Source organism: Saccharothrix ecbatanensis, assembly GCF_014205015.1.
Classification (GTDB): Bacteria; Actinomycetota; Actinomycetes; order Mycobacteriales; family Pseudonocardiaceae; genus Actinosynnema; species Actinosynnema ecbatanense.
Map to the genome: position 1 here is coordinate 7,066,267 of NZ_JACHMO010000001.1, position 18,388 is coordinate 7,084,654.

General features: G+C 66.6%; 12 protein-coding genes and 1 tRNA gene. 3 read left to right on the top strand and 10 right to left on the bottom strand.

Annotation, left to right across the window (positions count from 1 at the left end; all coding sequences use genetic code 11):
- Positions 1 to 13 precede the first annotated feature (13 nt).
- The 5 genes from F4560_RS30550 to F4560_RS30570 all read right to left on the bottom strand — a co-directional run bounded on the left by F4560_RS30550 (position 14) and on the right by F4560_RS30570 (position 9,326).
- Positions 14 to 4,855 (bottom strand): DNA repair ATPase, encoded by a 4,842-nt coding sequence (locus F4560_RS30550; protein WP_312869571.1) that lies wholly within the window; start codon positions 4,853 to 4,855, stop codon positions 14 to 16.
- On the bottom strand, positions 4,852 to 6,849 hold the full coding sequence (locus F4560_RS30555) for an SPFH domain-containing protein (protein ID WP_184925950.1): 1,998 nt from the start codon (positions 6,847 to 6,849) through the stop codon (positions 4,852 to 4,854). Before F4560_RS30555 ends, F4560_RS30550 begins: the two co-directional genes overlap by 4 nt.
- Complete coding sequence (locus F4560_RS30560; protein ID WP_184925953.1) at positions 6,850 to 7,425, bottom strand: hypothetical protein; 576 nt, start codon at positions 7,423 to 7,425, stop codon at positions 6,850 to 6,852.
- A gap of 80 nt (positions 7,426 to 7,505) precedes the next feature.
- Complete coding sequence (locus F4560_RS30565; RefSeq protein ID WP_184925956.1) at positions 7,506 to 8,726, bottom strand: hypothetical protein; 1,221 nt, start codon at positions 8,724 to 8,726, stop codon at positions 7,506 to 7,508.
- Between the two features lie 54 nt (positions 8,727 to 8,780).
- Complete coding sequence (locus tag F4560_RS30570; protein WP_184925959.1) at positions 8,781 to 9,326, bottom strand: TetR/AcrR family transcriptional regulator; 546 nt, start codon at positions 9,324 to 9,326, stop codon at positions 8,781 to 8,783.
- Positions 9,327 to 9,382: 56 nt separating this feature from the next.
- On the opposite strand from F4560_RS30570, the gene F4560_RS30575 reads away from it, so the two are divergent.
- Positions 9,383 to 10,411, top strand: coding sequence for an FAD-dependent monooxygenase (locus F4560_RS30575; protein ID WP_184925962.1), 1,029 nt, complete (start codon positions 9,383 to 9,385; stop codon positions 10,409 to 10,411).
- Here the strand turns inward: F4560_RS30575 and F4560_RS30580 are convergent.
- Positions 10,408 to 11,265, bottom strand: coding sequence for an exodeoxyribonuclease III (locus tag F4560_RS30580; protein ID WP_184925965.1), 858 nt, complete (start codon positions 11,263 to 11,265; stop codon positions 10,408 to 10,410). The genes F4560_RS30575 and F4560_RS30580 overlap by 4 nt on opposite strands.
- A 136-nt stretch (positions 11,266 to 11,401) precedes the next feature.
- On the opposite strand from F4560_RS30580, the gene F4560_RS30585 reads away from it, so the two are divergent.
- Positions 11,402 to 11,477, top strand: a tRNA-Lys gene (locus tag F4560_RS30585).
- 201 nt (positions 11,478 to 11,678) lie between these two features.
- Here F4560_RS30585 and F4560_RS30590 read toward each other — a convergent pair.
- Complete coding sequence (locus tag F4560_RS30590) at positions 11,679 to 12,122, bottom strand: helix-turn-helix domain-containing protein (protein ID WP_184925967.1); 444 nt, start codon at positions 12,120 to 12,122, stop codon at positions 11,679 to 11,681.
- Positions 12,119 to 12,493 (bottom strand): hypothetical protein, encoded by a 375-nt coding sequence (locus tag F4560_RS30595; protein ID WP_184925970.1) that lies wholly within the window; start codon positions 12,491 to 12,493, stop codon positions 12,119 to 12,121. The genes F4560_RS30590 and F4560_RS30595 overlap by 4 nt, the downstream gene beginning before the upstream one ends.
- A gap of 177 nt (positions 12,494 to 12,670) precedes the next feature.
- Between F4560_RS30595 and F4560_RS30600 the strand changes: the two genes are divergently transcribed.
- A complete protein-coding gene (locus F4560_RS30600; protein ID WP_184925973.1) occupies positions 12,671 to 14,122 on the top strand; it encodes a hypothetical protein in 1,452 nt (483 codons plus the stop codon).
- Positions 14,123 to 14,144: 22 nt separating this feature from the next.
- Here the strand turns inward: F4560_RS30600 and F4560_RS30605 are convergent, their stop codons facing one another.
- Positions 14,145 to 14,792, bottom strand: coding sequence for an HAD family hydrolase (locus F4560_RS30605; protein ID WP_184925976.1), 648 nt, complete (start codon positions 14,790 to 14,792; stop codon positions 14,145 to 14,147).
- Between the two features lie 678 nt (positions 14,793 to 15,470).
- Positions 15,471 to 17,852 (bottom strand): nSTAND3 domain-containing NTPase, encoded by a 2,382-nt coding sequence (locus F4560_RS30610; RefSeq protein WP_184925979.1) that lies wholly within the window; start codon positions 17,850 to 17,852, stop codon positions 15,471 to 15,473.
- Positions 17,853 to 18,388 lie beyond the last annotated feature (536 nt).

An 18,388-nucleotide genomic window follows, 5' to 3' on the forward strand; every position in this document is an offset into this window, starting at 1 on the left:
GGAACGGGTGAATTCAACGCTCGGGAGGGGCCAGGCGGTCGAGGGCGGTGCCGACGCGGTCGGACAGGAGGGCTACGGCGCCCACCGCGCGGCTCATCGGGTCGTCGTCCGAGCCGCCCAGGGCCTGGGCGCGGAGGTAGCCCGACTTCACCTCCTGCCAGCGGGCGGACTGGGCGGGCGTCAGGGTCCCGCGCAGTTCGGCCAGCTTGAGCAGGTTCGCCTCGGCGCCGGACGTCAACGTCTGCGCTTCACCCACGTAGTGGTCGTCGATCACGGCGGCCAGCTCGGCGTCGTTCATCACCGGCACGACCTTCTCCGCCAGCTTGTTCATGTTCCGGTACGAGCCCTGCAACTGGAACGGCGGCTCGACCCGCGACGCGTCGGACTGGGCGGCCGAGGCGATGTACGCCTGGTTGTTCGCCAGCACGACCCCCTGCACGCGCAGCAGCTTCCGCAGCACGGACAGCACCTGTTCCAACTCCACCGACGTGTACGGGTGCGCCAGCCGGTCCGCCCGCACGTCCTCGCCCCGCGCCATCCGCACCAGCAGCTCGATGTCACCCCGGTCACGGGTGGACAGCGGCGCGAGCACCGGGTTCGACGTCAGCGCGTTCTCGATGTAGCTCAACGCGAACAGGTCCTCGCGCCCGGACAGCACGTCGCCCAGGTTCCACACGTCCGCGCGGTTGGCGAGCATGTCCGGAATCCGGAACCGCTGCCCCGACTCGGTGTACGGGTTGCCGGCCATGCACACCGCGAACCGCTTGCCACGCATGTCGTACGTGCGCGTGCCGCCGTCCCACACGCCTTCCATCCGCCGCTGCGCGTCGCACAGCGAGATGAACTTCTGCAACAGCTCCGGTGACGTGTGCTGGATGTCGTCCAGGTACAGCAGGACGTTGTTGCCGGCCTCCAGCGCGAACGAGATCTTCTCGACCTCCTGCCGCGCGGTGGCGTTGGGCGCGTCGGCCGGGTCGACCGACGTCACGTCGTGGCCCAGCGACGGGCCGTTGACCTTGACGAACACCAGCCCGAGCCGGTTGGCGACGTACTCCATCAACGTCGTCTTGCCGTAGCCGGGCGGTGAGATGAGCAGCAGCAGGCCCATCTGGTCGGTGCGCTTCGAGTCGCCCGCCGCGCCGAGCTGCTTGGCCAGGTTGTCGCCGATCAGCGGCAGGTACACCTCGTCCAGCAGCCGGTTGCGGACGAACGCGCTCATCACCTTCGGCTGGAACTCGTCCAACCTGAGCCGAGCCCGTTCACGCGCCACGACCTCGTTCCGCCGACGCTGGTACGCCCGGTAGGCGGGCACGCGTTCCTCCCGGAACACCCGCGTCCGCGTCAGCAGCTCGTCCAGCCGGATCCCCAACGTCCGGTCGGTGATCCGCGGGTGCGTGCCGAGCAGACCGTCCACAGTGGCCTGCAGCTGGGCGGACGACTCGTATCGCGGCAGGTCGCGGCACAGTTCCAGGGCCACCGCCTCCGGCAGGTCCGGTTCGGCCGAGCCCGCCAGGAACGCCTCGTACCAGCCCTCCACCAGCCGCCGCCGCACGGCGAGATCGCTGAACGCCCGCAGGTCCTCGTCGAACTCTTTGCGCCCGCCCAACGCCTGGTGGAACGCGTCCACCAGAGCGCGCGCTCCGGCACTCGTGGCGAACCCGACCGGCGCGCTGCACAGCTCCTCGAACAGGTACTCGCCGGCCAACGGATCACCGGCCAGCGACGACAGCTCCGCGCACAGCTCGTCGATCGCCGCCGTGTGCCCGAACGCCGACCGCGCCCGCCCCAACGACGCCGCCCGCCGCGACCACGAAGCCCGCGTCTCCTCGGCAGCCGAGGCCCAGAACAGCTGCCCCGCCGCACGGGCGCCGGGCGGGTACCGCAGCACGCCCGCACCAGCGTGCAACCGGAGCAGCACGTCCAGGATCCGGGCCGCGTCGTGGTCGTGCACGCCCCGCTCGTAGCCCTCGTCCAGCCGCGACTCGGCGACCTGCCGCACCAGGTCCGACAACCGCTCTTCGGTGACGGCGGCGTGCAGGTCGTCCAACGGGTGGGTGGCCAGGATCGACGCGGCCAGGTGCTCCGCCCGGTACACGTCGGCGGTCTCCGACACGACCAGCTGGTCCCAGAACGGCTGGGTGTCGGCGAACTCCGGATCACGCACCGGCGCGCGGAAGTCGGTGCCGGTGATGGCGAACGACAGCGCGCCGTCCTTCGGCACCAGCGTCAGGTCCATCGGCTGGGTGTTCACCGCGAACCGGTGCTTGCCGAGCCGGATCGTCTCGCCGTCGAACAGGTCGAGCCGGTCGCGCAGCGAGCGCCCGGCCTCCTGCCGCGCGGCGAGCACCCGGCCGTCCAGCTCCTCGGCCCGCACCTGGTCGCCCAACGCGCGCAGCTCGTCCGCCACCGAGCGGATCTTGGCCACCATCGGGTCGGACGCGAAGTAGGTGTTGACCTCGTCCAACGACGCCAGTGACGCCACCCGCCGGGTGACGCTGACCAGGATCCGGTCGGCGGACGAGGCGAGCCGGTCGGCGCGTCGGGCCCGGTCGTCAAGCAACGCCTGCTTGCGTGACGAGAACGCCTCGTAGACGTCGGTCCGCTTGTCGCCGAGCCGGGTCAGGAAGTCGTCGAACTCGCCGAACCGCGACTCCAGGTTCTCCAGCTGCAGCAGCAGCCGGCCCAGCTGCTCGTCGCACCGCTGGGGGGTGTCCGCGACCGCCAGCGCGCCCGTGATGGCCTGTCCGAGCAGCGCGAACTCGGCGGCGAACTCGGCCCGGCCCTCGGTGGCCAGCAGGGCACGCCTGCGACCGTCCACAGTGGCCCGTGCCCGGTTCAGCCCGCCCAGCACCTCGCCGATGCGTTCCAGGATCGACGTGCGCACGGTGGCGTCCGTGATGTCCAGCGAGCCGACGACCTCGGTCAGCACTTCGAGACCGCGTTGCTGCTCGCCCAGCTCCTCGACCAGCGGGGCGGCCTCGGCGACCGTGCGGATGCCGTCCGCCTTGCCGACCAGGGCCTCGACCTGCTCGTGGTAGCCGGCGAACGCGTCGTCCTGGCGCAGGTGCTCGACCGCGCGCTGCGCCGTCACCCCTAGCTCGTCGTCCAGCGACGACACCAGGGAGTCGATGCGCGCCACGTCGACGTACCGCATCTCCTTCAACGTGACCAGGTGCCCTTGCGCCTGCCGAAGGCCGGCCAGCTGCCGCACCCACGCGTCGGCGGACGTCGGCACCTCGCCGCGCACCCGGCGGACCATGGACGCGATCCGGTCGGCCGCCTCGGTCAACGCCGTGGACGCGTGGTCGGTCAGCGCCTGCACGGTCTCGAACTCGTCCAGCACCTGCTCGGCGGTGGCGCGCACCTCCGTCAACGGGGTGCGCAGGTCCTCCAGCGCCGCCTCGCCCAGCCAGTGGTAGGCGTCGAACACCCTGGTGCACGAGGCGATCAAGTCCTCGAACACCGGCACGGACGGCGCCATCTCGCCGACCATCCGGCTCACCGACAGGCAGTCGGAGATGCCGCGGACCAGGTCGGCGTTGCCCACCCGTTCCAACGGGCCGGTGCCGACGGGCTGCGCCGCGGTGTACGTGTCGGACAGGTACGGCGTCTGCCACACCTGCATCGGGTGCACGCGGGTCGGCTCGTCGCTCGACGCGCGGAACACGACCAGCGTGCCGTCGTCGAACAGGGAGAACCCGTGGCAGGACAACGGGTTCGACACTTCCTTGCGGATCACGTTGTACGGCAGCAGCAGCGACCGGCCGTCACGGCGGGCGTGGAAGACGTACAGCGCGTCCTCGCCGTTGGTGGACCGGATGACCCGCTCGAACTCCAGCTCGTCCACCGGGGTGTCGAACGTCTTGCTGATCCCCGTGGCCAGGTAGTAGCCGCCGGGGAAGATCAGGCCCTGGTCCTCGGGCAGCCGCTGGCACGCCTGGCCGATGCCGTCCAGCTTCACCACGGACCTGGTCCGGGTGTTGAACACCAGGTGCCGCCACGCGGTCTCGTTGTACGGGCGGATGCGCAGCAGGATCAGCGAGCCGACCCGCGCGTAGTGCACCTCGCCGTCCGCGAGCGACTGCAACGGCTCGTCCACCGGCTCCCGGTAGACGCCCTCGCCGGTCTCGGTGTTGTTCTCCACCTTGATGGTGAGGTCGCCGTTGATGGTCTCGACGAAGACCTCGTCCTCGATGGAGATGTGCGGGTGGCGGCCCAGCACGTGGTGCTCGCGGCCGGTCGGGATCCACTCGAAGTCGTGCGACGGCGGGAACACGTGGTCGCGTTCGCCCCGGTTGTCCAGGTACTTGACCGTGCCGTCCACGCCGACCTGCCAGCGCAGCACCCGGATGTCCTCGATCCGGGCGCCGGTCTGGAACACGGCCAGCAGCCTGCCCTCCAGCCGGCGCAGCTGGATCAGCCGGGTGTCCCGGTAGTACCGGTACAGCTCGGCGAAGTCCCGTTCGAACTGCGGGTCGCGGAGCAGGCCGGGCAGCTCGTCGTCCGCCGCGTCCTCGAACCGGAACGCGTCACCCTCGCGGGTGAAGCGGTGCAGCGAGAACACGTCGTCGACCGTCGTCTCCGGCTTGAGGCCGATGAAGACGTTGTAGCCGAACAGCATCAGCCCGGCCACCTGCACGACGTCACGCGGGACGCAGTTGTGCTCGGTGCGGATGCGTTCGGTGCCCAGCAGCGTCAGCTCGGCGCTGCCGAACACCTCCAGCCGGCGCGCGTTGAGGGTTTCCGCCCGGCGGGCGAGCCCGGCGGCCTGATCGGCCAGCCGGGCCCGCAGCACCTCGTAGGTGCCGGCCTCCAAGGTCGCTTCGACCGGCGGTGCCTCCACTGGAGCGGTCACGACAGCGAGGCGACCGGCCGCTCGGCCACACCCAGGTTCTGGGCGGCGGCCAACAGCTCACGCAGCTTGCCCTCGTCCGGACCGCCGGAGTTGATCAGCTTGAGCAGCAGGGCGGACACGGTCAGGTTCTTCACGTCACCGGTGTTCAGCGAGCCGAGCAGCCGGCCGATGTCGTCGGTGAAGCTCGCCGACCCGTCGAGCCAGGGCCCGGCCAGCGACTTCGCCACGTTCGAGTGCTCCATGAACCCGTCGACCTGCTTGCCGACCGTCATCGCGCCGACGATCCGGTCGAAGAACATGCTGTCGCCGCCGATGATGTCGATGTCGGCGTGCTCCAGGCCCGCGGCCAGCACCAGCGCCTGCGACTCCGCGATCTGCCGCTGCACGTCGATCCCGGCGAGCCGGATCTCCTTGTCGGCCTCCAGCCGGAGCCGGTACTCCTCGTGCTCGCGGGTGGCGTCGTCCAACGCGGCCATCGCGCCCGCCTTGTCGGCCAGGCCCTCCGCCTCGCCCTTCAGCTTCTCGCGGATCGCCAGCGCCTCGACCAGCGCCTTCTCCTTGCCCACCGCGGCCTCGGCGCGGCCGACCTTCTCGGTCGCCTCCGCGTCGCGCTCGCGCACCTGCACCGCGGCCAGCCCGGTCGCCGCCGCCTCGGCCTGCTTGCCCTCGGCGAGGCGGATCATGGCGCGGGTGTCCAGCTCGGCGGCCTGCTGGCGTGCCTCGGCGAGCACCAGCTCCTCGCGGGCCTTGTACTTCGCGGCCTGCTCGGCGGCCTCGGCGGCCTTGATGTCCTTGACGAGACCTTCCTGCGCCTTGGCCTCGGCGTGGATCACCATCGTCTGCCGGCTCCGCTCGGCCTCCTCGACCGCGCGCAACCGCTTGATGATCTCTTCCTGCTCGGCCACGGTCTTCTCCACCGCGATCCGCTCGCGCACCACCTCGGCGATGGCCCGCTTCTCGCCCTCGACCTCCTTGTCCGCGGAGATCCGGGACAGCTCGGTCTCGCGCTCGCGGCCGATGACCTCGAGCATCCGGTCCTTCTCGATGCGCTCGGTCTCGATCGCGATCACCCGCTCGCGGTTCTTCTCCGCGACGGCGATCTCGCGCGCCTTGTTCTCGGTCTGGATGCCCAGCTGCTCGTCGGTGCGGATGTGCGCGGTGTTGGCCTTGAGGCGCTCCTCGGCCTGCACCTTCGCGATCTCCGCCTCCTCACGGGCGCGCATCGTCTCGACCTCGCGGTGCTGCTTGATCTCCGCGTCCGCCTGGCGGCGCTCCAGCTCCAGGATCGCCTCGCGCGCCTCGACGTTCTGGCGGGTGATCTCCTTCTCCTCGTGCCGGGTGAACTCGTTCGTCCGGACGTGCTCGATCGCGGTCAGCTCGGTGATCTTCCGGATGCCCTGGGCGTCCAGGATGTTCGACGGGTTGAGCTGCGCCATCGGCGTCTGCTCCAGGTAGTCGATCGCCGCGTCCTCGAGGCTGTAGCCGTTGAGGTCGGTGCCGATGACCTGGATGATCCGGTCGCGGAACTCGTCGCGCTTGGTGTAGAGGTCGATGAAGTCGAGCTGCTTGCCGACCGTCTTCAGCGCCTCGGAGAACTTGGCGTTGAACAGCTCCTGGAGCGTGGTCTCGTCACTGGCGCGCGCGGTGCCGATGGCCTGGGCCACCTTGATGACGTCCTCGACGGTCTTGTTGACCCGCACGAAGAACGTGATGCGGATGTCGGCCCGGATGTTGTCCTGGCAGATCAGGCCCTCTTGGGCGGCACGGCGGATCTCGATGGTCTTCACCGAGATGTCCATGACCTCGGCGCGGTGCAGCACCGGCAGGACCACGGCGCCGGTGAACGTGACGTCCACCTTGCGCACCTTGGAGATGATCAGCGCCTTGCCCTGGTCGATCTTGCGGAACAGGCGGCTGACGAGCATTAGCAGCCCGATCACGACGACCAGGATGACGGCGACGAGAATGCCGAACCCGGTGGTGATGACATCCATCTAGTGGTCCCCCAGTGAGGTCGTAGGGCTTTCGTTCCAGAGGGCGGCGACCCAGAAGAACTCGCCGTCCGCGTCGTAGTCGAAGATCACCGCGGCGGTGCCCGCGGTCAGCGCGTCCCCGCCCGGCTGCCGCACCTGCACGACGGCCGACGAGCCGTCCTCGGCGGTGACCTCGGCCTGGCCGAACGTCTGCGTCACGCTGCCGGTCCGGATGACGCACCGGCGGCCGACGAAGTCCAGTCGGGACGCGGGCGGATCGGCCGGGAACAGCCGCTTCAACGGCGTCATCACCAGCCGGGCCAGCACCAGCCCCACGACGAGCGACCCGGCCAGCACGGCCGCGCCCACCGCCGTCGACGGTCGCAACAGGACGGTGCCCGCCAGGCACGCGAACCACGAGAACACGACCATCAGCGAAGCGCCGACCGTCGCGGGCACGCCGCCGATGTCCAGCTCGACCCAGTCCGTGTCCGCCACGCCGAAAGCGGCCAGCAGCCAGAAGACGAGGACGACGACCAGCAGGATGGTCAGCAGAACGACGGGAAAATCCAGTGCCGCCGTGAAGAACTGCCCCATGTGGCCCCCTTTCGCGGGACTTTAACCCGTTCCTGAGGGGAAACTGAGCGGAATCACGCAACGCGGTTGAAACAACCCGTTCAGTACACGAGCAGGCCGGACACCCTCGTCAACCCGTTGCCCGCGTAGCTGACCACCGCGCCGTCCTCGAACGGCATCGAGCGGATGCTCATGCCCGCGAACCCGCTGTCCGTCACGAACCAGCCCCACACGGTCAGCCACGGGCGGTCGTCACCGGGGACGACATCCGGCGTGGGGCGCACGCGCTCCTGCACGACGTACGGCTGCTTCTCGACGTCGTCGAGGAGTTGTGCCCACTCCTTGTCGGTCATCAGCCAGCCGGGGTGGATGCCGGTGCCCGCGAACTCGCCGGAGGCCTTGACGATCAAGTTCTCCCGGTTGCCGCGGACCTCGTCGCGCGGCACGTCCCGGAGGTAGCGGGTCCACGGCAGGAGCCGGTCCACCAACGCCTTCTCGTCGTCGGTCAGCTTCTCGCGGTGCTCCGACAGCAGCGCGAGGGTGGACTTGTCGCCGTACAGGTAACTGGAGAACGGCGTGTACAGCTCAGTCTTGTGGCCCTTCGCCAGGACGTCCGCCTTGCCGACGGCCTGCTTCGCGGAGAAGTACCGGACCACCACGTCGAGTTTCGTGCCGTGGAGGTACAGGTGGCCGTTGCGTTCGGTCAGCTCGTCCAGCTCGCCGAGCAGCACGTCGACGCCCAGGCGTGCACAGGCTTCCTTGATGCCGGCGAAGCCCTTGGCGAACCGCGCCAGCATGCCGCCCTCTTCGAGGAACGCGATGGTGCGGTCGCGGCCGACGGCGTCGAGCAGCTTCTCGACCGGGTTGAAGAAGCGCAGGTCGTGCTCTTGGACGAACGGCTGGAAGCCCGGGTTCTCGTGGATCGCGCGGGCCAGCTCGCCGAGGTCGGGGCCGCCGAGCGAGGAGCCCGCGTTGATCTCCAGCAGCCGGAAGTCGTCACCGACGCGGTAGATGTCCGCGCGGCCGTGCATCGGCGGGCGGTCGGAGCCCATCAGCGCGGCTTCGGCCGGCGGGATGCCGAGGGCGTCGGCGAAGCGGGTGAAGCTGCCGTCGAACATCTTCTTCGGCAGGGTGAAGAGGAGTTCGAAGAAGTCCATCATGTCGGCCGCGACGCTGTGCGCGGTGTGCTCGTCCAGGAAGAACGGCCGGCCGACTAACCGGTGGCCGTAGGCGGCTTCGAGGTGCGGTGGCAGGTCGAGCCGGCCCATCACCCCGTGCACGCTCTCGTCGTCCAGGTACGCCTGCGTCACGTGGTCGGTCACGTCTGCTCCTCGGTGCCGGGGCGGGTCGCGGCACATGATGTCGGAGCGGACGGGTCAGCCGGCGAAGATCCCCCGCAGCACCCTGCGGACGACCGCGGTGGGGTCGAAGTCCTCGCGCGGGTTGGCCAGGTGGTTCGCCAGCAGGCCGTCGACCAGGGCGAGCACCACGGCCAGGTCGGCCCGCGGGTCGGTCGAGCCGAGGCCGGCGATCAGGGGCACGGCCCAGCCGGCGATCTCGCGGTGCGCCCGGTCCACTTCGGGGCGCAGCTCCGGCCGTTGGGCCACTTCGACGAACAGCGCGTGACGGGCGAGGGTGACCGCGGGGTCGGCGGCCAGGCGTTCGACCAGGGCGCCGACGGTCCGGGCGAAGGCGTCGGGGGTGGTGACGTCGCCGGCGAGGCTGCCCCAGAGCTCGGTCTCCCGTTCGAGGAGGCGGTCGAGGACGCCGGTGATCAACGCGTCGCGGGTGCGGAAGTGGTTTGACGTCGAGCCCTGGGGGAGGCCCGCCGCGGTGTCGACGGCGCGGTGGGTCAGCTGGCGCATCCCACCGGAGCCCAACACGCGGATCGCGGCGTCGAGCACTTGCTGCTGCTTGGTCATCGATCGCCACACTACACCCGTAGTAGATTTACTACATCTGTAGTACGTTGGGACGCATGGGACTTCGACGTGCAGCGGTTATCGGTGGAGGGGTCGGCGGCCTGGCCGCCGCGGTCGGGTTGCGCCGGCACGGGTGGGAGGTGACCGTCTTCGAGCGTTCGGCGGCGCTGCCCGAAGTCGGCACCGGGCTGGGGATCTGGCCCGACGCGATGGAGGCGCTGGACCGGCTCGGAGTGGGCGGCGCCGCACGTCGGGTCGGTCGACGGCAGCCCGACGGCGCCCTGCGCAAACCGGACGGCACGCTGATCGCGGCCCTCGGCGCGAACTCGGTCCACCTGCTCACCCGGCCCGCGTTGCTCGGGGTGCTGGCGGACGCGTTGCCGGCGGGGGTGGTTCGGTTCGGGACGCCGGCGGGGTTGGCCGAGTGCGACGAGTACGACTTGGTCGTGGGGGCGGACGGCATCCACAGCGCGGTGCGCGGTGAGCTGTTCGATGCGGAGATCCGCACCTCCGGCGCGACCGGCTGGCGCGGCACGGTCGACTTCCCGGTCGCGACGGGCGGCGAGACGTGGGGCAAGGGCGTCAAGTTCGGCCTCACCCCGCAGGCCGACGGGCGCACCAACTGGTACGCGATGGGCGACGACCTCTCGCACTTCGCCGACTGGCACGACCCGATCCCGCGGATCCTCGCGTCGGCTTCCGACGTGCTGCGGCACGAGCTGCTGCACCTGGCGCCGCTGCGCCGCTATGTGTCCGGGACGGTGGCCCTGATCGGCGACGCCGCGCATGCCATGACACCGGACCTCGGGCAGGGGGCGTGCCAGGCGATCATCGACGGCACGGTGCTGGCCGAGTGCCTGACGGGTGACGTCGAGGCGGGTTTGCGCGAGTACGACCGGGTGCGTCGGCCCGTGACGCAGCGGCTGGCGGCGCGGTCGCTTCAGCTCAACCGGCTGGCACGGGTGCGTCGGCTGACCCGTGCCCGGGATGCTTGCCTGCGTTTGGCACTGACCCTGGCACTGCGCCGCCGGGCGCGCACCGAGCCGTGGAGTGCCGACCTCGAACCCGACGAGCTCGCGGGCTAGGACTGGGGCAGCTTCACGGACTTGCGGGTGCGGGGAGCGGACGGCGGCGGCACGACCGGGCCGATGTCGCCGTCCGGGGCCTCGTCCAGGTCGACGACCACCGGGGCGTGGTCGCTCGGCCCTGTGCCCTTGCGCGCGTGCCGGTCCACCCAGGCGGCCTTGACCCGTGCGGCGACCGGGTCGGACGCGAGGACCAGGTCGATGCGCATGCCGAGGTCCTGGTGGAACATGCCGGCGCGGTAGTCCCAGTAGGTGAAGACGCGTTCGGTGGGCCAGCGGTCGCGGACCACGTCGTGCAGGCCGGCGGCCTGGAGTGCGGCGAGCGCTTCGCGTTCGGGGGCGGTCACGTGCGTGTGGCCGACGTAGGCCGCCGGGTCGAACACGTCGGCGTCGGCGGGCGCGATGTTGACGTCACCGCAGACGACGACCGCCTCCGGGCCCGCGGCGACGACGTCCCGCAAGGCGGACAGCCAGGCCAGCTTGTAGTGGTAGTGGTCGGAGTCGGGCACCCGGCCGTTGGGGACGTACACCGAGTGCACCCGCACCCCACCGCACGTGGCGGCGACCGCCCGTGCCTCCGGGTGTGGGAAACCCGGGCCGTTCGGCAGGCCGTTGACGACGTCGTCCAGGCCGACGCGGGAGAGGATCGCCACCCCGTTCCAGCGACCCTCGCCGTGCGCCGCCGCCTGGTAGCCGCGGGAGGCCAGCTCGTCGCCGAGGAGCGCGGTGAAGGCGTCGTCGGCGAGTTTGGTCTCCTGGAGGCAGACGACGTCAGGTTGCCGCTGGTCGAGCCACGGCAGGAACCGCGGCAGGCGCTGCTTGACCGAGTTCACGTTCCAGGTAACCACCCGCACCCGTCCCACGGTAGCGCCGATGACCCCTGACCTGCACCGCAAGCCCGTTCGTGCGCACGTCACGTGACGGCACCCACACCGAACACCCCACCACCCCGCTCACCGGTGGACCGGGTCTCGGTAAGCTGTCGCCCGAGGGCTGCTAGCTCAATTGGCAGAGCAGGAGACTTTTAATCTTCGGGTTCAGGGTTCGAGTCCCTGGCGGCCCACCAAACGTGCTGGTCAACGCGGTAGTGGGGAATCAGGTCAGAGCCAAATCCCCCACTTACCCGCCGAATTAATTTCCATCGGTGCTGGTCACGGCCGTGAGCACGTCCGCTGCGGCGGGCAAGCAGCGAACTTGGCCACGGCATGTATGTCCCGCCAGTCGTCATCAGGCCACTTGTCGTCGCCGGCCACCGTGCCCCTGGTTGCTACTCGGCCCTCGCGGACCGCTGGTGAAGTGCCTCCGGCATGTGCCGCCGAGGAATGCCCGCGTAGAGCGCCAGGCCGTCCAGCGCCCGCATGTCCGGTGTCAACGTGGCGCGCAGCAGCGGGTCGAACGGGTCGACCATCTCCCGATGCATCCGCGCCACGTCCGCCAACAGGTCCAGCACCGGCACGCCCAGGACATCGCAGTACATGGCGAGGCTTGCCGGACTCGCCCCACGCCGACCGTTCTCGATCTTGGACAGCAACGCCTCCGACACGTCGAACCGGCTCGCGATCCTGGCAACGGGAATGCCTCGCTGCTCCCGCAACTTCCGCAGGTGCGCGCCCAACACCACGTGGTAGAGCGCCCGTCGTGCGGGCCTGCGCCGCGTCATCTGCCGTCCGACTTCCCCGGCCGCCGCGATCTCCTCACCCACTGCGGTCACCGGGGGTCCTCCGCAGACGTCCCGGTCTCGGCGAACGCCACCGAGTCGACCACGGCGGGCGGCTTGTCGTTCTCCCGTTCCACCGCCGCCGCGACTTCGTCAGGCGTGGTGCCCAGGGTGGCCGCGAGAGCGTCGAAGTCCAACGGCGCGAGCTTCGTCAACGCCTCGCACCGTTCGGCGAACACTCCTGCAGCTTCCTCCAGTTGGCGTGCGAACCGGATGGCCATCTCAGCGCCACCCTCGCGTCCGGCGATCTGCACCGTCATCCGCGCGTCGCCGGACGAGATCACCAAGGACGGATGTCCCTGCGCCCGCTCGACCACGCCCGCATCCGCGTCTTCCTCCGGCTGGAGAAGTACGTACAGCCCCATCGGCCTCACCTCCGCGTACACCTGGGACTTGCTCAACCAGATTCACGCGAACGGAAGGGCGATCCCATACGAATGCCCACTCGGAATAGTGGCGTCACCGTTAACCGCAGGTCAGCCGCGTAATCACCGGGCTACACTCCGACATCTTCAGAGCTTGCGCAGGGGGTGATCGAAGTAGTGACCACGTCCAAACGCCGCTGCCGCACATGCGACACCCTGCTTGCCCATGACAACCGGGGCACCCAGTGCGGAAAGTGCGTCGCAGCCTCTACGCTCCACGCCCCCAAGCTGCCGCCGGAGTTCTGGACGCAGCCCACCCTGCGCGAGGCTTTCGAGTCCCGCAGCATCGGCCAGGTCTTCCGCGCCTACCGCCAGGCCCAGAGCCCCACGGTGCCTCAAGCCACCCTGTCGACCTGGCTCGACCTCACCCAAGGCCGCGTCAGCGAGGTCGAGCGCACCCGCCGCCCGGTCACCGACCTCGAACGTCTCGAACGCTGGTGCAACGCCCTCCACGTGCCGCACCACCTCCGGTGGTTCAACGGCGGAGTGCGCGAAGTCCACGACGTCCAGGCGCTGTACGCCAGCCGCACGGTAGACCCAGCACCCGCCTACACAGCCCAGCCATCATGGGCGCCAGGCGACCAAGGCAGCACACCTCAAGTCCCCCAAGAACTGGACATCGTCCACGTCGGCATCCCACGCCTACGCCGCTCGCTCGACATCCTTGACCTACCCGACGACGGCCCCACGCGAGCCCTGACCGAGCTGCGCGCCGACGTCACCCGGATGAACGAGCACCGACTTGAAGCGCGCTACGGCGAACTCGTACGCCACCTACCCAGCCTGATCGGCGAACTGTCCCGCGCCCGCCAACTCCTCACCGCAGCCGACCGGCGTCACGTCGCCTCTCTGCTGACCCTGGCCCTACGCGCGGCTGACGGGGTGGCCTACAAGTACCGCTACTTCGACCTGTCCGCGCGCATCATCGACCTCATGCGCGTGACCGCCCAGGAGTCCGAAGACCCGTTGCTGCCCTCAGCGATGTCCTACGTGCGCACCGAAACGTTCTTCGCCAGCGGCGACCTACACACAGCCGCCCGAGCCCTCGACCAAGCCGCGGACCAGATCCCCACCCGTGACCTGAAACAGGCCCCGACCGCAGCAGCCTTCGGCGCACTCCACATGCGCGCCGCAGTCGTAGCAGCCCGAGCAGGCAAAGCCGACATCGCAGCCGACCACCTACTCACCGCCCGCTACGCCGTCCACGCCGCCCCGGAAGGCGTCTACCACGGAACCGCATTCGGCCCCGCTTCACTGCGCATCCACGAGCTGGCCGTAGCCGCCGAACTCCGCGACCCCGCAGGCATCCAACGAGCGTCCACCTGGCAGCCACCACAAGCGCTACCCGCCGAACGCCGCTCGCACTACTTCATCGACCTGGCGAGAGCCCAACTAGACCTGGGCCACCACGAAGACGCCTACCTCTGCTTGCAAGCCGCCCGCCAAGCAGCACCCGAACACACGCGCAACCATCCACAGGTCCGCCAAGCCCTATCGGTCCTACTGCGCACCCACCCGTCACTCAGCTCCGGCCTACTCGACCTGGCCGCGTGGGCTGGCGCTCGCTGAGCCGACACACCGGCCTATCCGCTCACGCCTTCACCAATAGCTCCGGCAGCTCGTGCAGCGAGTCGATCACCCAATCAGCATCACGACGCACCAACGGATCATCGGCCCACAGATGCCCCCACGGCCCCCGCCGGATCAACGCAGTACGCAGCCCAGCCGCCTTAGCCGCAACGACGTCGTTGTCACGGTGATCACCGACGTACAGCACATCACCCGCAGCCGCCGCAGGCGTCATGCCCACGACCCGCTCGAAGAACTCAGCCGCAGGCTTGGCCACACCCCACTCACCAGACGTAGCGATCCCGTCCACCGGCAGGCCCAATGCCCGCAGCAGCTCAGCCGCCCGAGCAGTTTGGTTCCCCGCCACCCCGACCCACAGCCCGACCTGCCGCAACCCCGCCAACCCGGTCCGCACATCCGGGTACAGATCCCCGCTCTCGATCTGCTCGCCCACCCCAGCCCGCTCCCGCAACTCCCGCTGGTGAACAACATCGAACCCAGGCCGGAAATACTGGAACGTCTCAGCGTTGTCCCGCCCCGCCGCAGTCACCGCGCCCAACACCGTCGAGAAGGTGTGCCGGGACACCCCGATCCAGTCGGCCCACGCCCCCCACTCTCGTGAGTCGTCCAGCAACGTCTCACCCACGTCGAACACCACCGCAGACACCATGACCTACTCCTACGGCATCAGCACTCGCCGCGCGACAACGACATCAGTCCCGCCCATGCTCAGGTGCCGCGACGTCGGTGTTCAGAGTTTCTTTTCTTCATCAAGGCGGCCCCCTGCGGGGGCTGCTGGCCGTTCGTGTCTGTTCGGGCTGTTGCGGGCAGCAGCCCTCGCAAGCAACCGCGTGAACAGACTTGTTCGTATGGAAGCAGGGCTTGTGGCTTCTGGGCTTGGGACGAGCGCCACGTGGTCACCCTGGTCGGGCTGGTCTTGGCGCTCGGCTGCCACGCTTGCGGACAGCTCGACGCCTCGACGGCATCGACCAGCCCACAAGCTTGCCATCGTCTCTTCTCGGAACTCATTGACATGTCAACAGGTAGAGAAGACCTACGCGCTAGCTTGTCCACGATTAACGTCGGCGAACAATTATAGTGGATGAGAAGCTGCAAATACCGTGCACTGTCAAGTGCACGAAATCTGGTATCAACAACTCGGGTGCACATAATTCAATATCGCGAAGAATCGCGGAAGACTTCAAGGTGTCAAGGCCTTCTTCATCGAGAAGGTTAACCAAACATTCCGTCCGCTTAAAGACTCTCCGAGTGTGACTGCACCCGCAATTGTTCTTGGCTGCAAGAAATCACCTAGACAGACTATGAAAAGATGCGACTAGTTCGACGCTCATTTACCCTCGCCCCCAAGGGTTCCAAAGAGATCCGAGATAGCGTCACCACGGCGTTCCGGATAACTTACAATATCGAAAGTTAGCTGACCTGATTTAATCTCGCGACTTACGCGATCATCCACCTCAGATTCAAGTTCGTATTCCGAGTCAAGAACTTCTTGGATCTCTTCAAAAATGTCGTCAAGAGAGCCATCGACAGTGTAACCCAACTCGTTTGCTGCCTCTTGTATCTCCTCATACGCAGTTGGCAGCTCACTAGGTTCATTCTCATAGAAGCTTCGCCAGTATTCATCGACAAAGTTTCGAAATTCGTCCAAGTACCACTCGGTGGAGTAACCGTGCAGCTCGATTGCGAGATTGACCAGGAAAACATGATCACTAGGTGTATCGAGCGAGGCTTGAAACCAACCTTCGACAGCATCCGCCAACGTGTCGAACGCGAAGCTTCCGCAGAGAGGCGGCCCCGATGAGGGTTGAATTAGTCTAACGGCGTCCAAGGCGCTCGCTTTATCAAGGCGACGTAGATGCGCATTAGACGCACCTGCGTCTAGAAAAAGTGCAAGCTCAATTACAATTGGGTCCATCTCTTCAGCCGAGAGTCCGATATCCAAACCGGCGCGAACTACTTCCTCAACTCTCTCACCTTGATCCACCGGCCACGGTGAGTGGACCATCCCAGATCCCGACACAGCGCAATCCGGCACCGGCAAAAGGCGTAGCATCGTACTTGTCAGCAGGTAGCGTTCGCGCACCAAAATCGCCCGCAGGTCAGGCATTACAACTTTACCATTTCTCGGCCACGACCTGAAGCGACCGTCATAGATCCACCGAGAAACTGCGACGGCCTGCTCAAACCGGACAGCCGACCTTAGAAGGGAATGCCCGATCTCCGGATTCTCATCGATGAACAGATGCAAGTAGTCGCGAAAAGACGGATTGTAGATCGATATCGCCGATTCTTCCTGAAAGAGAAAGATCCCTGTGTAGAGAGTGAGAAATACTCCGTCCAGGTCGGCGATAGCCCTACGGACAACGTGAGGTTCTGACGCAGCCCTCCTATAGTCAGCCTGGAAAGAAGCAAGTGCAGCCTTAAAGTCTTCGATACCGCAGTCTCGCGGCAAGCTCGCTAGTACAAGCAGGCAATCTTGAGCCACCGCAGAGATATGCCTGCTGAATGCGTGTTTCCAAAGTTCAACAGGGTTGTCGAGCACCTTCACAAAGAATTCCGCTAATGAGCCCTTTAGCTGACTAAGCTCAAGGCCAGCGAGCTGGATTGCCAGTTCAATTAAGCGAGGATTGTAATTCTTGTGGCGCACAACCTGACGGTATCGTCCATCTTGCAGCATGGTTCCAACTAGATAGGCCGGAAGGTTGGAATAGTAGAGATGGTTATAGAGAATGTGCGCTCGATGAAGCTCGTTGTAACTGGACAGGTTGAGTACAAATTTCTTGTCTCTCACCAAAGGTGAATCGATTTTCTCATGCACGTGCACGGCTTGTCGATATAGATATTCTCGGGTTGTCAAGATGAGGTAGTGGTCTTCCTCTCGCTGAAGTCGGGCCATAAAAGAAACGAGACGAGAATCTTCATTCTTTGCAAGTTTGTCACCATCTGCAGAGGTCTGGCCAAGGAAGTCGTCATAGTAAAAAACCTGTTTGCCTCCCGGGTTGAATGCCCGTTCAGCTTCCTCGATATCCTTGGAAACCGGAATGCATTCGTACCCCTTTTCGGCAAGTTCCAAGATCAAAACTTCAGCGAGAGTGGACTTTCCAGTTCCAGGCTCTCCCGTTATGATGCAAGACCGCCTAGACTTGAGGATCTCCTTGGCTTTACTCAATGCAGGGGTAGGCACAAACGTCCGAACGCGTTCGCGTGAATCCACGAACAGCCCTCGCTGCCGGAATAGGGTCTCGGCATACAGAAGTCTTTGCATCACCGAAGCGCTCGTCATGTATAGCTTGTAATTATTGATCTCCACCTGCGGGTATTGGTTGAGAAGGTTGTCAACATCTAATCCGGAGACGATTCTTTCGATCGGCAGGAACCCGGCCTCGAAGCAACCGGATAGTTCATCTTTGTTATGAAGCGTAAGATAGCACGACGTGACAAGCCAGTACTCGCCTTTACTGACAGCCTCGGATATGCTGGCCGCTTCTTTCTTTATCGCCGACTGCAACTTAGAGAAACCGCTAACCTCATAATGCTTGCACTGAATGTACACAGGTCGAACCGCAGACCTCAGAACACGCACGTCGATACCGCCATCGGGACCTGGAGGAAAAACTTCAACTGTTTGATCTGACCACTTACTCTGAAACAGGTCGCGCACCAGGCATTCGAAATCGAATGGCGACAGGTCCCTGTAGTTCCTCGACATCAAACACTCCAATCGCGCGTCATCTACGTCACTTACGTGAGACAGTATCGCGCAAGCTTCTCAACTCTGATTGCGGAATGGCCTCTAAAGGATCAAGGTGCTGCCGCTGGCGGCATGTGCGGTCTGGCACTGCACCAACATCCATCCCGCCCTCCCGGAATCCGCTTCGCTGCGGCGGTCGGCCTGGCGGCGCTACGCACCGAACCTCAGGCACTAGCTGACGGCCCACCCGACCCGAGCCCTGTTCGTCCACGACTCCCGACGAGCGCCAGCGCGGTCACCGCAGTCGGCTGTTTTGGCGCTCGACTGATCGACTCCCCCGGCTACCCCCAACTAACGACGACAGACGACCGCGTCATTCGCCCCACAGTGGTGGTTCGCGTTTGGGAATCTTGCAGGTAGTGGTAGGTGCTGGAAGGCGTCGACAGACGACGAGGCCGCAAATCCACAACCTTCGGGTTCAGGGTTCGAGTCCCTGGCGGCCCACAATTATCGGTATTGGCGAGCGCGCGCCCGGTTCGAATTCACCGGGAGGG

Coding starts and splice junctions, on each gene's coding strand:
- F4560_RS30560 (WP_184925953.1), bottom strand. CDS start 7,425: ATGGGGCAGTTCTTCACGGCGGCACTGGATTTTCCCGTCGTTCTGCTG.
- F4560_RS30570 (WP_184925959.1), bottom strand. CDS start 9,326: ATGACCAAGCAGCAGCAAGTGCTCGACGCCGCGATCCGCGTGTTGGGC.
- F4560_RS30610 (WP_184925979.1), bottom strand. CDS start 17,852: ATGTCGAGGAACTACAGGGACCTGTCGCCATTCGATTTCGAATGCCTG.
- F4560_RS30575 (WP_184925962.1), top strand. CDS start 9,383: ATGGGACTTCGACGTGCAGCGGTTATCGGTGGAGGGGTCGGCGGCCTG.
- F4560_RS30555 (WP_184925950.1), bottom strand. CDS start 6,849: ATGGATGTCATCACCACCGGGTTCGGCATTCTCGTCGCCGTCATCCTG.
- F4560_RS30595 (WP_184925970.1), bottom strand. CDS start 12,493: ATGGGGCTGTACGTACTTCTCCAGCCGGAGGAAGACGCGGATGCGGGC.
- F4560_RS30605 (WP_184925976.1), bottom strand. CDS start 14,792: ATGGTGTCTGCGGTGGTGTTCGACGTGGGTGAGACGTTGCTGGACGAC.